Consider the following 13,252-nt stretch of genomic DNA (forward strand, 5'->3'; position numbering starts at 1 on the left):
ATCCCGGATGCCCGGACGCTACGCCCGCCCGCGGCCCCGGACCACCGTCACCGTGCGAGGAAACCGACCGCCCGCCCCTGCACTCTGTCAGGGGCGGGCGGCCCGGGCGGGGGCCGGCGGGGCCGGTCAGCCGAGGGTGGAGGCGGTGACCGGCTCGGAGAGGGGGACGCTCCCGCCCGCGAGTCCGGCCTTGACGAACTGCCAGGTGAGGCCGTTGACGACGCCCTGGCCGAGCGGGGCGAGCTTGGCGAAGGCGGGCTGGCTGAGGTCGATGTGGGTGGCGTCGCAGGACGGACACTGGTCCTTGACGGGGACGGTCACGGTCTTGCCCTTGTAGGTGACCTTGACCGAGATGCCCTTGCAGACCGGGTCGTTGTTGGGGTTGGCGGTGGTCCACCAGGTGTGCGAGACGGCGACCAGCATCTGGGTGGCGGCGTCGATCCGGGTGCCGCACGCACCGTAGCCCGCGTCGTTGTAGTAGGTGGCCTTGCCGGTCATCGGCTTGTTGACGGGTATCGCGGCGCTCGCGGCGCCGGCGCTCAGAGCGACGACCGCGGCGGCGGCCAGCGGGACGCCGGCCAGGATCCGGAGGTTCGGGACAACGCGCATGTGCACCCTCCCAGTTCGGTTCGGTGGGAGGACGGTAGGCAGGGGCGGGCGCAGTGGTACAGACATGTGACGTGTTGTCATGAACACAAGTGAAGGAGCTTTACCTCAACGGCCGAAGGAGGGACGATACGTGACCGCACGACCTCCCCGCGCGTTCACCGGACACCCGTCCCCGCGCCCCTGGAGGCCTCCGTGCGCTCTGTTCCCCCCACCGCCCTCCCCACCGCCCTCGCCGCGCTGCTCGGCGCCGCCGCCCTGCTCGGGACGGCGACCGGCCACGCCGCAGCGGCAGCCGCCGCACCGGCTCCCCGGGAGGTCAACCAGGGCTACAGCATCCCGGTCGGTGCCGTGACCGACCTCGGTGCGCTGCCCGTCCTCGGCAGCCTCGGGCTGGACTTCGCCCGCCTGCTCGGGGCGTGAGGCACCCCGGGGAGAACCCGGTGTACAGCGCACGGAGGTCTTGACAGGATCACTGCCATGCACACCTTCCCCGCTCCCGACGGCACCCTCCTCGCCTACCGCGTCGAGGGCGACGCCGACGGCGACCCCGTCGTCTGCCTGCCCGGCGGCCCCATGCAGGACTCCCGCTACCTCGGCGACCTCGGCGGGCTCGCCGCCCGCGCCGGCCGCCGCCTGGTCCTCCTCGACCTGCGCGGCACCGGCGCCTCCGCCGTGCCCGCCGACACCGGCACCTACCGCTGCGACCGCCTGGTCGACGACGTCGAGGCGCTCCGCGTCCACCTCGGCCTCGACCGGCTCGACCTGCTCGGCCACTCCGCCGGCGCCGGCCTCGCCGTCCGGTACACCGAGCGGCACCCGGAGCGGGTGGGCCGGCTGGCGCTGGTCACGCCCTCCGTGACGGCCCTCGGTGTGACGATCGACGGGGAGACCCGGCGCGAGACCGCCCGGCTGCACCGGGGCGAGCCGTGGTTCGCCGAGGCGTACGCGGCGCTGGAGACGATCACCTCCGGGCACGGCGGACCGGCCGACTGGTCGGCCATCGCCCCGTTCATGTACGGGCGTTGGGATGATCAGGCCCGCCTCCACCAGGCGGCCGAGGACACCCAGCGCAACGACGCGGCGGCGGCGGTCTTCGCCTCCGAGGGCGCCTTCGACCCGCCGGCCACCCGGTCCGCACTCGCCGCCCGCGCGGTGCCCGCGCTCGTCCTCGCCGGCGAGGTGGACCTCAGCACTCCCCCGAAGGCGGCCGCCGAGATGGCCGGACTGCTCCCCGGCGCCGTGTTCGCCGTGCAGCCGGGCGCCGGCCACTTCCCCTGGCTCGACGACGCCGAACTGTTCACGGCCGCCGTCGGGGGCTTCCTGGCGTAACGCGCGCGGTCGAGGCCCGTCCGGAGCGGCTCCGGGCGGGCCTTTCGCATGCGTGCGGGGTTTCTTCCGCTGCGAGAGTTAGTAATCCCGACACTCCCCCGACAGGCGGGAACATGCCGCCGCCGCACGCCCGCCATCGTCCGGACACCGGCCGCAACACGGCGCCACAGTACGGCAACACCCCTGTCCAGCAGGCAGGACGGATGATTGACAGGGAGGCAGGGCCTTCAGCACCATGAGCGCCGAGCCCACTCGCAGCACCCCGGAAGGAGGGCCGATGAACATGGTTGACCGTGTCGAGCACGGCCCCGCGCACCGGGCCTCGTGTTGCCGCTGTTGTCGTCGCGGAGCACTCGCCCGCTGACACCTGCCGGTCCCGTCCCCGGACCGGCCGCTCCCGCGACCGATCTCGCACCCGAGCCCTCCACCGAGCCCGCACCCGGCAGGGGCGTACGCCGCCCTCCGCCCGGTCCGCTCACCCCGCACGCCCTCCGCTCCGCCCTGCCGCGCCCCGTCGCGCCGCCGGAGCGGCCTCCCGCATCCCTTCACCCGCCTCCCCACGAGTCCCCGAGAGTCGAGGAACCCGCCATGAGCGTTGCCCAGGACCAGGTCACCGAGCTCAGCCTCACCCCCGCCGCCGGCCGGATCGGCGCGATCGTGCACGACGTCCGCCTCGGCGGCGACCTGCCGGCCGGGACCGTCGCCGCCATCGAGGCGGCGCTCTACGAGCACAAGGTGCTGTTCTTCCGCGGCCAGCAGCACCTGGACGACGCCGAGCACGAGGCGTTCGCCCGCCTGCTCGGCCACCCGGTCGGCCACCCGACCGTGCCCAGCGCGGACGGCCGGTACATCTTCGAGCTGGACGCCACCAAGGGCGTGCGCGCCAACAACTGGCACACCGACGTCACCTTCGTCCCGTCCTACCCGAAGGCGTCGATCCTGCGTTCGCTGGAGCTCCCGCCGGCCGGCGGCTCCACCGTGTGGGCCAACACCGTGGCCGCGTACCAGGACCTGCCCGAGCCGCTGAAGGTGCTGGCCGAGTCGCTGCGCGCCGTCCACACCAACGACTACGACTACGCGGCCAGCCTGGCCCTGCGCCCGGAGCTGGCGGACAACGCGGAGATCGCCAGCCTGTTCCGCCAGGTGTTCGTGTCGACCGCGTTCAAGACCGAGCACCCGCTGGTCCGGGTGCACCCGGTGACCGGCGAGAAGACCCTGCTGCTGGGCGCGTTCGCCCAGCGGATCCAGGGCGTCTCGGGCGCCGACAGCCGGGCCCTGATCAACCTGTTCCAGCGGTACGTGGAGCGCCTGGAGAACACCGTCCGCTGGGACTGGCAGGTCGGCGACGTGGTGATCTGGGACAACCGGGCCACCCAGCACTACGCGGTCAACGACTACGGCGACGAGCCGCGCCTGGTCCGCCGGATCACCCTGGACGGCGACCTGCCGGTCGGCGTGGACGGCGTGCCGAGCCGCCTGCTGGAGCCGGCCGACCCGCCGAAGGTGGCCGGGCTGGTGCCGGCGGAGGAGCTGGAGGCCGCGGCCCGCGGCTGACCCCGCCGACCGGCCCCACCGGTTGACCCCGCCGGTGGCGCCGCCGCCGCACCCCCGGTCCCGGGGCCCGTCACCCCGGGCCGCCCCGCGGACCGGCCCACCCCGACGCCCCGAAGGACCGCCGATGTTCAGCCCGCCCCCGCCCCCGGCCGAGAAGCCCCGTTCCGGGGACGAGCGGCGGGACGTCAACGCCGCCGCCGTGCTGCGGGCGGTGCTGGACCACGGTCCGGTCGCCCGCAGCCGGGTCGCCGCACTCACCGGGCTCTCCCCGGCCGCGGTGTCCCGGCAGGTGGTCGACCTCTCCCGGCTCGGACTGCTCCGCGAGCGGCCCGAGTTGGCGGGCGGCGGGGCGGGCACGGTGGGCCGGCCGCAGCTCCCGGTGGACGTCGACGCCGGCCGGCTCGCCGTGGCCGGACTCCACATCGGCGTCCCGTACACCACCTTCGCCTTCCTCGACCTGCGCGGAAACGTGCTGTACCGCCAGGAGTTGAACAACCGGGGCCGCACCGGCCACGCGGTGCTGCGACCGCTGCTGGAGCGGCTGCCCCGACTGCTGGCGGCCGTGCCGGACGGCCGCACCCTGGTCGGCCTGGGCGCCGTCACCGGCGGCGCGGTGGACCGCGAGCGCGGCCTGATGGTCCGTCATGAACCTTTGGGCTGGCGGGACCTGCCGCTCCGCGAGCTGCTGGCACAGGCCTCCGGACTGCCCGTCCAGGTGGACAACCACGCCCGGGCGCTGGCCCAGGCGGAGATCCTGTTCGGGCATCCGGCGGCGCGCCGGTCCATGGTCCACCTGTTCGTCGGCCACGTGGTGGACGCGGCGCTCGCGGTGGCCGGCACCGTGCACGTCGGACCGCCGTCCCCCACCGGGGACGTCGCCCACCTCCCGGTGCCGGACAGCGACGCGCTCTGCCACTGCGGCCGCACGGGCTGTCTGGCGGTCGCCGCCTCGGACACCACGCTCTTCGAGGCGGCGGCCGCCGAAGGCATCACCGAACGGCCGGACCGCACCGGTTTCACCGCCGCCGTCCTGGCGGGCGACCCGCGCGCCGACAAGCTGGTCCGGCGCCGGGCCGAGACCGTCGGACGCGCGCTGGCCCTGCTCGCCGACGTGGTCAACCCGGACCTGCTGGTGCTGACCGAGACCTTCGCCCTGCTGGACAAGGACTACCTGGACGTGGTGCGCACCGAGTTCGCGCTCCGCTCGCACCTGCGCCGGGACGCCGACCTGCTGATCGCCCAGCAACGCGGGGCCGACGTACTGGCCGTGGCCGCCGGGGCGGCGGCACTCGCCGCTCTCTACGCCCGGCCGCTGCACGCCATGGCCGCGGCCGCCGAGGCAGCGCCGGCCGTCCCCGTCCGGCTCCGCTGACCGCCCGGCTCCTCCCGCCCCGCCCCACCCTGCAGCACGACCCCGCAGCCCACAGCACGACCCCGCAGCCCACAGCCCCGCCCCGTGCTTTTCACAAAGGACCTCCGCCCATGACCGCGTTCCCCGCTCCGTCCGCCCCCGGCCTCTCCCGCCGGGCCCTGCTCCGCGGCGGCCTGGCCGGCGCCGGCCTGCTGACGCTCGCCGCCTGCCGCTCGGCGGCCGACACCGCCTCCGCCCCCGCGGGCGACGCGGCGAGCCCGCGCCGGGGCGGCGTCCTCACGGTCGGCGCCGGCGTCGACTTCACCCCGGCCCTGCTCTTCGCCCAGAGCGCCAACACGCTCGTCCAGCGCCTCGTCTTCAACACCCTGACCAGGTACGACGACAAGCTCCAGCCGCAGCCCGAACTGGCCACCTCCTGGCAGGTCGCCCCGGACGGCGCCTCCGTCACGCTCAAGCTGCGCGACGACGTGCTCTTCCACAGCGGCCGCAAGTTCACCGCGGACGACGTGGTCTTCGCGGTCAAGAACCTGCAGAACCCGGTCCGTTCGGCCCAGCTGCGCTCCACCGCCGCCGCCGTCACCGACTTCCGCAAGAACGGCGACTTCGAGCTCACCCTCGTCCTCGCCCACCCGGTGAGCAACATCTTCGACCTCTTCGAGTTCATGATCATCCCGGACTCGGCCAGCGTCGAGGAGGCCTTCACCGGGACGAAGCTGATCGGCACCGGCCCCTACACCTTCACCGACCGCAAGCCCGGCAGCTCGATCACCTTCGCCCGCAACGAGAAGTACTGGAACCCGGGCCGCCCCTACCTCGACGGCGTCGAGGTCCGGATCGTCCCGCAGGCCGACTCGCTGCTCGCCTCGCTCAAGACCGGCCAGACCCACCTCTCCTACAGCATCCGCGGCAAGGACGTCGCGACCCTCAAGAGCGACCCGCAGTTCCGGATCACCTCCTACGACACCGGCGCCGGCGCCTACTACATCGGCGCCAACCTGACCGGCGAGCACGTCTCCGACAAGCGGGTCCGGCAGGCCATCGCCTGGGCCGTCGACCGCGACCGGCTGGTCCAGCAGGCGCTCGGCGGGTACGGCACCGTCTCCTCCACCCCCTGGCCCAAGTCCTCCCCCGCGTTCAGCGAGGCCTCCGCCACCCGCTACCACCACGACCCCGAGAAGGCACGGCAGTTGCTGAAGGAGGCCGGACTGACGGGCATCACCCTGCCCTTCGCCCACTCCAACGACCCCGGCAACACCGCCATCGCCCAGATCCTGCAGTACGACCTCAAGCAGGTCGGCATCGAGACGGTGCTCCAGCCCACCGACTCGCCGACCATGCAGAAGCAGCTCATCTCCCAGACCATGCCCGCCCTCTGGACGCTCAGCCACGGCTTCGCCCAGCTCCACCCCGCCACCCTGGCGGTGAGCGCCTACCCGTTCAACGAGGCCAAGAACAGCTCGCGCTTCTCCTCCCCCGCCTACACCGAGATCGTCCAGAAGGCGTGGAAGCGGCCGGACAGCGACAGCCCCGAGGCGAAGGCGCTCTACCAGCAGATCACCGACGTGCTGCTGGACGAGCAGTTCGTGATCGACCTCGCCATCGCCGGCCTCACCGAGGTGGCCGGGAGCAAGGTCCGCGGCGCCACCCTCAACAAGTTCGGCTACCTCAACCTCGACGACGCCTACCTCACGGCCTGACCGGGCGGGACCGATGCGAACCTTCCTCCTCAAGCGGCTGCCCTCCGGGCTGCTCGTCCTCCTCCTCGCCTCCTTCCTGGTCTTCCTGATCCTCCGCCTCATCCCCGGCGACCCGGCCACCACACTGGCCGGACCCGACGCCGGACCGCAGGCCGTCGCCGCCATCCGCGCCCAACTCGGCCTGGACGAACCGCTCGTCGGCCAGTACCTGACCTGGATCGGCAACCTGCTGAGCGGCGACCTCGGGCCCAGCTACGCGATCGGCGGCCAGGTCTCCGACCTGATCGGCAACGGCATCTCCGCCACCGTCCAACTCACCCTCGGCGCCCTGCTCCTGGTCGTCCTGCTGGCACTGCCGCTGGGCGTCCTGGGCGCCACCGCCCGCCGCCGGCCGGTCGCCGCCGCCGTCCACGCCTTCACCACCGCCGTCCTGGCCGTCCCGCCCTTCGTCACCGGCGTGCTGCTGGTGCTGCTGTTCGCGGTCACCCTCGGGCTGCTGCCCGCCGGCGGCCACGAGTCCTTCCTCGACGCACCCGACCTCGCCCTGCAGTACCTGCTGATGCCCGCCGTCTGCCTCGCCCTGCCGAGCGCGGCCGTCCTCGCCCGCTACCTCAAGGACGGCATCGAACGGGCCCTCGCCGAGGACTACGTGCGCACCGCCACCGCCGTCGGCGTCTCGCGCCGCCGGATCGTCTGGCTGCACGCCCTGCCCAACGCGCTGCCCTCCGCCGTCACCGTGCTCGGCCTCCAGGTCGGCCACCTCGTCGCCGGCGCGGTGCTGGTGGAGCGGATCTTCGCCTGGCCCGGCCTCGGCCAGCTGATCGAGCAGGGTGTCATCCGCCGCGACTACCCCGTCGTGCAGGACCTCCTGCTGCTGATCGTCGCCGTCTACGTCGCCGTCCAGCTGCTCACCGACCTGGCGTACGCCTGGCTGGACCCCCGGATCCGGTGGGAGTAACCGATGACCGCCCTGACCGCCCCCGCACCCGCCCCGTCGCCCCCCGCCGCCCCGGCCCCGCCCGCGCGGCGCCGCAACCGCTACCTCGCCGGGCTGCTCACCGGACGCGGCCTGACCGGCCTCGCCCTGGTCGGCGTCGTCGCCCTGGCCGGGCTGTTCGCCCCGCTGTTCACCGACTTCGACCCGAACGCCCAGAGCGCCCTCGCCCTCGCCGGGCCGAGCGCCGAGCACCCGTTCGGCACCGACGACCTCGGGCGCGACCTCTTCAGCCGGGTCCTGCACGGCGTCACCACCGACCTCGCGCTGATCCTCGGCGCCGTCCCGGTCGGCGCCCTGCTGGGCTGCTCGCTCGCCCTGCTCGCCGCCTCCCACCGCTGGGCGGACGTCGCCGTCCAGCGCTCCTTCGACCTGGTGCTCGCCTTCCCCGGCATCATCCTGGCCCTCGCCGTGACCGCGGTGCTCGGGCCCGGCCGCTGGCCGGTGTTCATCGTGATCGCCCTCGCCGAGATCCCCGGCTTCGGGCGGCAGCTGCGCTCCGGCATCCTCGTCCAGCGGGAGCGCGAGTACGCGCTGGCCGCCCGGGTCGGCGGCGCGTCCAGGCTGCGGGTGCTGCTGCGGCACGTCGTGCCCAACGCGGTCGACCCGCTGATCGTGCAGACCGCGGTCGCACTCTCCATCGGCGTCTTCATCGAGGGCGCGATGAGCTTCCTGGGGCTGGGCGTCCGCCCGCCGGAGCCGACCCTCGGCTCCATCCTCAGCCAGTCCGTCGGCTACCTCTCCGACCACCCGACCTTCGCGGCCGCCCCGCTGGCCGCGACCACCGCGCTGGTGCTCGGCTTCACGCTGATCGCCGAGGCCCTGAACCGGGGGATCCGCCGATGAGCAGCCCTGTCCGGGACACCCGCGTCGCCGCCGACGCCACCGATGCCGAGCCTGTCTCCGCTCCCGCCGGAGCCGGAGCCGGAGCCGGTCCCCGCACGGTACTCCGGGTCCGCGACCTGACGGTCGCCTTCGGCACCGACACCGGCACCGACGCCGCCGCCACCGCCGTGACCGCCGTCGACGGGGTCGGCTTCGAACTCGCCGCCGGGGACACCCTCGGCCTGGTCGGCGAGTCCGGCTCCGGCAAGTCGACCACCGCACTGGCACTGCTGCGGATGCTGCCCGCGGGCGGCCGGATCACCGGCGGCTCGGTCGAGCTGGCCGGGCAGGACCTCGCCGCCCTCCCCGAACCGGCCCTGCGCGCCCTGCGCGGCCGGCGGATCGCGATGATCTTCCAGGACCCGATGTCCTCGCTCAACCCGGTGCTCACCGTCGGCCGGCAGCTGGACGAGGCACTGCGCGCCCACGGCACCGCGAACCGGTCCGAACGGGCCGCCCGGGCCACCGAGTTGCTCGGCCTGGTCGGCATCCCCGACGCCGCCGAGCGGCTCCGCGACCACCCGCACCAGTTCTCCGGCGGCCAGCGCCAGCGCATCATGATCGCGCTCGCACTCGCCAACGACGCCGAGGTCCTGGTCGCCGACGAACCCACCACCGCCCTCGACCCGACCGTCCAGCAGCAGATCCTCCGCCTGCTCGCCCGGATCAACCGGGAGACCGGCACCGCGCTGGTGGTGATCAGCCACGACCTCGGGGTCATCGCCCAGACCTGCCGCCGGCTGCTGGTGATGCGGCACGGCCGGGTGGTCGAGTCCGGCACCACCGCCGACGTCCTCGGCGCCCCGCAACACCCCTACACCAAGCAGCTGCTGGCCGCCGTGCCGCGGCTCGACGCGCCCTCCGAGGCCGCCGCCAACAGCACCCCCGGCGCCGAGCCGCTGCTCGCCGTCAGCGGTCTGCGCAAGACCTACGGGTCGCGCCGGCGCGCCGTCACCGCACTGGACGGCGTCGACCTGGTGCTGCACCCCGGCGAGACCCTCGGCCTGGTCGGCGAGTCCGGCTCCGGCAAGTCCACACTGGCCCGCGCCCTGGTCCAGGTGCACGCGCCGAGCGGCGGCGAGATCCGGTTCCGGGGCGAGGAGTTCGGGCGCGGCGGCGAGCGTGCCGCCCGGCGCGAGCTCCAGATGGTCTTCCAGGACCCGTACGCCTCCCTCAACCCGCGGATGACGGCCGGCCAGATCATCGCCGAACCCCTCATCGCCCACGGCTACGGCGACCGGTCGGCGCGCGCGAAGCGGGTCACCGAGCTGCTGGAACAGGTCGGCCTCGACCCGGCCACCGCCGACCGCCACCCCCGCGCCTTCTCCGGCGGACAGCGCCAACGCATCGGCATCGCAAGGGCGCTGGCGCCCGAACCGAGCGTGCTGATCTGCGACGAGCCGGTCTCCGCACTGGACGTCTCGGTCCAGGCCCAGGTGATCGAGCTGCTCGCCCGGCTCCAGCGCGAACTCGGCCTCGCCATCCTCTTCATCGCCCACGACCTCGCCGTGGTCCGGCAGGTGAGCCACCGGATCGCCGTGATGCACCGCGGCCGGATCGTCGAGACCGGACCGGCCGACCGCGTCGTCACCGCGCCCGAACACCCGTACACCGCCGAACTCCTGGCCGCCGTGCCGCAGCTGGAGACGACGGCCCCCCTCACCGCCCGGAGCACCGCATGACCAGCACGCCCGACCCCCGCCCCGGCTCCGCCGCGACCGACGCCGACCCCACCGGCGGCCCCGCGCCCGCCGCCGACCCGCACCGCCGCGACCCCTACGCGGGCTTCCCCGGCACCGTCGGCCGGACGTTCCGCGAGTCCACCGCCGCCTGGCCCCAGCGGGTCCGCCCGCGCGAGGGCGCGCCCAACGTCGTCGTCGTGCTCGTCGACGACATGGGCTACAGCGACATCGGCCCGTTCGGCGCCGAGATCCCGACCCCCACCCTGGACGGGCTCGCCGAGCGCGGCGTCAAGCTGGCCAACTACCACACCATGCCGCTCTGCTCGCCCGCCCGGGCGGCCCTGCTCACCGGCCTCAACCCGCACCGGGTCGGCTACTCCTTCGTCGCCAACGCCGACCCCGGCTTCCCCGGCTACGGCATGGAGGTGGCCGGCGACATCCCCACCCTCGCCGAGCTGCTGCACGACGCCGGGTACGCCACCTACGCCGTCGGCAAGTGGCACCTCACCCGGGACTCCGCCTCCAACGCCGCCGACAACCGCGCCAACTGGCCGCTGCAGAAGGGCTTCGACCAGTACTACGGCGTCCTGGAGGGCCTCACCAGTCTGTTCCACCCGCACCAACTCGTCCGGGACAACAGCCCGTTGGACATCGACGAGCTGCCGGACGGCTACTACTACACCGACGACATCACCGACCAGGCCATCTCCATGGTCACCTCGCTGCGCGCCCACGACGCCGACAAGCCGTTCCTCCTCTACCTCGCCCACAACGCCGTGCACGGACCGCTCCAGGCCAAGCCCGAGGACCTCGCCCGGCACCGGGGCCGCTACGACGGCGGCTGGGACGAACTGCGCGCCGCCCGGTTCGCCCGCCAGCTCGCCGCCGGCCACTTCCCGCCCGGCACCGAGCTCCCCGAGCGCAACTCCGAGGCCGGGTACGACGTCGGACCGTGGAGCGAACTCACCGAGGTGCAGCAGAAGCTGTACGCCCGCTACATGGAGGTGTACGCGGCGATGGTCGACAACGTCGACCAGAACCTCGGACGGCTCCTCGGCACCCTCGCCGAACTCGGCGAACTCGACAACACCATCGTGGTGTTCACCTCCGACAACGGCGGCACCGGCGAGGGCGGCGCCGAGGGCACCCGCAGCTACTTCAGCCGCTTCGTCCACCACCCGGACCTGCCGGCGGACTGGAACCCCGACGTCCAGCGGGAGATCGACCTGATCGGCGGCCCCCAGTCGCTGGTCCACTACCCGCGCGGCTGGGGCATGGCCTCCAACACGCCCTTCCGCCTCTACAAGGGCCAGACCCACGCGGGCGGCGTGCGCGTCCCGTTCGTCCTCTCCTGGCCGGCCGGCCTGCCCCGCGCCGAGGGCGACGACGGCGTCCGCCCGCAGTACCAGTACGTCACCGACATCCTCCCCACCCTGCTCGAACTCGCCGGCGTGGAGCGCCCGTCGGACCGCACCGGCCGGCCCGTCCAGTCCCTCGACGGCATCAGCTTCGCCCCCGTCCTGCGGGAGGCCGCCGCCGAGTCCACCCACCACGAGCAGTACTGCGAGATGACCGGCAACCGCAGCTACTACCGCGACGGCTGGAAGCTCGTCACCCTGCACCGCCCCGGCGCCCCGTACGACGACGGCGAGTGGGCCCTGCACGACCTGCGCACCGACCCGACCGAGATCCACGACGTCGCCGACCGGCACCCGGAGGTGGTCAAGGAACTGGCCGCCGCCTGGGAGGCCGCCGCCTGGCGCAACGGCGTCTTCCCGCTCGCCGACGGCAGCGGCGCGCTCGCCCTGCGCCACCCCGACGACGCCCGGCTGCGCCGCCCCGTCCGGCTGCTCGCCGGCACCCCCGAACTGGAGCGCTACCGCTCCTCCCGGCTGATCTCCTTCCGGTCCTTCGCCATCGAGGTCGAGCTCGACCGCCACGGCGCCGACGACCAGGGCGTCCTCGTCTCCCACGGCGACCAGGGCGGCGGCTACAGCCTCTACGTCGAGGACGGCCGGCTCCGCCTCGCCTACAACCAGTACGGCGAACTGTCGGAGGCCGACGCGGGCCCGCTCGCACCGGGCGCCCGGCTGGTCACCGTCGAGGCCGCGGCCGTCGCCGACCTCAGGTGGGAGTTCCGCGTCCTCGTCGACGGGGAGGAGACCGGCCGGCTCGGCCCGGTCCACCAGCTCATCGGCATGGCCCCGTTCCAGGGCATCAGCGTCGGCGTCGACCGCAAGTCCCCGGTCTCCTGGCCGCTGTACGAACGCCACCGCTCGTTCCGCTACAGCGGCGGGCTGCGCGCCGTCACCTACCTCCCCGGCGCACCCGCCCCCTACGACCCGGAGACGGTCGTCCAGGCACTGCGGGAGGCGGCCGCCGCCTTCGAGTAGGCCCGCGTTACCCTCGTCCGGCCAGCAACTCTTGAGGGGGAACAGTGATCGGCGAACTCCTGCCCGCGTCCGTCGTCGTCGAGACGGCCTACGAAGATCCGGCCGAGGCCCGGCTCGAACCGGCCGAGGAGGAGGTCATCGCCCGCGCCGTCGAAACCCGGCGCCGGGAGTTCACCACCGTCCGCCACTGCGCCCGCCTCGCCCTCGGCCGGCTCGGCGTCCCGTACCGCCCGCTGGTCCCCGGCCTGCGCGGCGCGCCGAGCTGGCCCGACGGCGTCATCGGCTCCCTCACCCACTGCGCCGGCTTCCGCGCCGCCGCCGTGGCCCGGGCCGGCGAGGTCGTCTCCGTCGGCATCGACGCCGAACCGGCCCTCCCGCTGCCCGAGGGCGTCCTCGACGCCATCGCCCTCCCCGCCGAGCAGCGCCGCCACACGGCCCTCGCCGCCGCCGACCCCGGCACGCCCTGGGACCGCATCCTCTTCAGCGCCAAGGAGTCGGTCTACAAGACCTGGTTCCCCCTCACCCACACCTTCCTCGACTTCTCCGAGGCCGACCTCACCCTCCGCCCCGACGGCACCTTCGACGCCACCCTCCTCGTCCCCTCCCCGTTGCCCACCCTCGCCGGACGCTGGCGCGTCCACGGCGGCTTCCTCGCCACCGCCATCACCGTCCTCCCCTGACCCGCCCGAAGCCTCCGTACCGGACACTCGAACACCACAGTCCCCCCGTTAGGCTGC

The 13,252-nt window shown here is 74.0% G+C and carries 11 protein-coding genes; 10 read left to right on the forward strand and 1 reads right to left on the reverse strand.

The genetic code is table 11. The features are described from left to right. Window positions 1-126 precede the first annotated feature (126 nt). The gene (locus tag OG550_RS04415) at window positions 127-609 is read right to left on the reverse strand and encodes a cysteine/serine endopeptidase inhibitor (RefSeq protein WP_327674718.1); all 483 of its coding nucleotides are present in this window, start codon (window positions 607-609) and stop codon (window positions 127-129) included. 192 nt (window positions 610-801) lie between these two features. Here OG550_RS04415 and OG550_RS04420 point away from each other — a divergent pair, with 192 nt between their 5' ends. From OG550_RS04420 to OG550_RS04465, 10 genes are all read left to right on the forward strand, one after another. Then, window positions 802-1,029, forward strand: a complete 228-nt coding sequence (locus tag OG550_RS04420; RefSeq protein WP_327674720.1) for a hypothetical protein — start codon at window positions 802-804, stop codon at window positions 1,027-1,029. 57 nt (window positions 1,030-1,086) lie between these two features. Next, window positions 1,087-1,938, forward strand: coding sequence for an alpha/beta fold hydrolase (locus OG550_RS04425; protein ID WP_327674722.1), 852 nt, complete (start codon window positions 1,087-1,089; stop codon window positions 1,936-1,938). A 588-nt stretch (window positions 1,939-2,526) separates the two neighbouring features. Then, the gene (locus OG550_RS04430; protein ID WP_327674724.1) at window positions 2,527-3,492 is read left to right on the forward strand and encodes a TauD/TfdA dioxygenase family protein; all 966 of its coding nucleotides are present in this window, start codon (window positions 2,527-2,529) and stop codon (window positions 3,490-3,492) included. Between the two features lie 124 nt (window positions 3,493-3,616). Continuing rightward, window positions 3,617-4,864 (forward strand): ROK family transcriptional regulator, encoded by a 1,248-nt coding sequence (locus tag OG550_RS04435; RefSeq protein ID WP_327674726.1) that lies wholly within the window; start codon window positions 3,617-3,619, stop codon window positions 4,862-4,864. A 110-nt stretch (window positions 4,865-4,974) separates the two neighbouring features. Beyond that, window positions 4,975-6,561 (forward strand): ABC transporter substrate-binding protein, encoded by a 1,587-nt coding sequence (locus tag OG550_RS04440; protein WP_327674728.1) that lies wholly within the window; start codon window positions 4,975-4,977, stop codon window positions 6,559-6,561. 13 nt (window positions 6,562-6,574) lie between these two features. Next, window positions 6,575-7,519, forward strand: coding sequence for an ABC transporter permease (locus OG550_RS04445; RefSeq protein ID WP_327674730.1), 945 nt, complete (start codon window positions 6,575-6,577; stop codon window positions 7,517-7,519). A 3-nt stretch (window positions 7,520-7,522) separates the two neighbouring features. Next, window positions 7,523-8,401: an ABC transporter permease gene (locus OG550_RS04450; RefSeq protein WP_327674732.1), complete on the forward strand. Its 879-nt coding sequence runs from the start codon at window positions 7,523-7,525 to the stop codon at window positions 8,399-8,401. Then, the gene (locus OG550_RS04455; RefSeq protein ID WP_327674735.1) at window positions 8,398-10,122 is read left to right on the forward strand and encodes an ABC transporter ATP-binding protein; all 1,725 of its coding nucleotides are present in this window, start codon (window positions 8,398-8,400) and stop codon (window positions 10,120-10,122) included. The genes OG550_RS04450 and OG550_RS04455 overlap by 4 nt, the downstream gene beginning before the upstream one ends. Then, entirely contained in the window at window positions 10,119-12,515 is a 2,397-nt protein-coding gene (locus OG550_RS04460; protein WP_327674737.1) for an arylsulfatase, read from the forward strand. Before OG550_RS04455 ends, OG550_RS04460 begins: the two co-directional genes overlap by 4 nt. A 44-nt stretch (window positions 12,516-12,559) precedes the next feature. Then, entirely contained in the window at window positions 12,560-13,195 is a 636-nt protein-coding gene (locus OG550_RS04465; RefSeq protein WP_327674738.1) for a 4'-phosphopantetheinyl transferase family protein, read from the forward strand. The last annotated feature ends 57 nt before the right edge of the window (window positions 13,196-13,252 follow it).

Origin of the sequence: Kitasatospora sp. NBC_00458 (assembly GCF_036013975.1) — a bacterium.
GTDB lineage: Bacteria > Actinomycetota > Actinomycetes > Streptomycetales > Streptomycetaceae > Kitasatospora.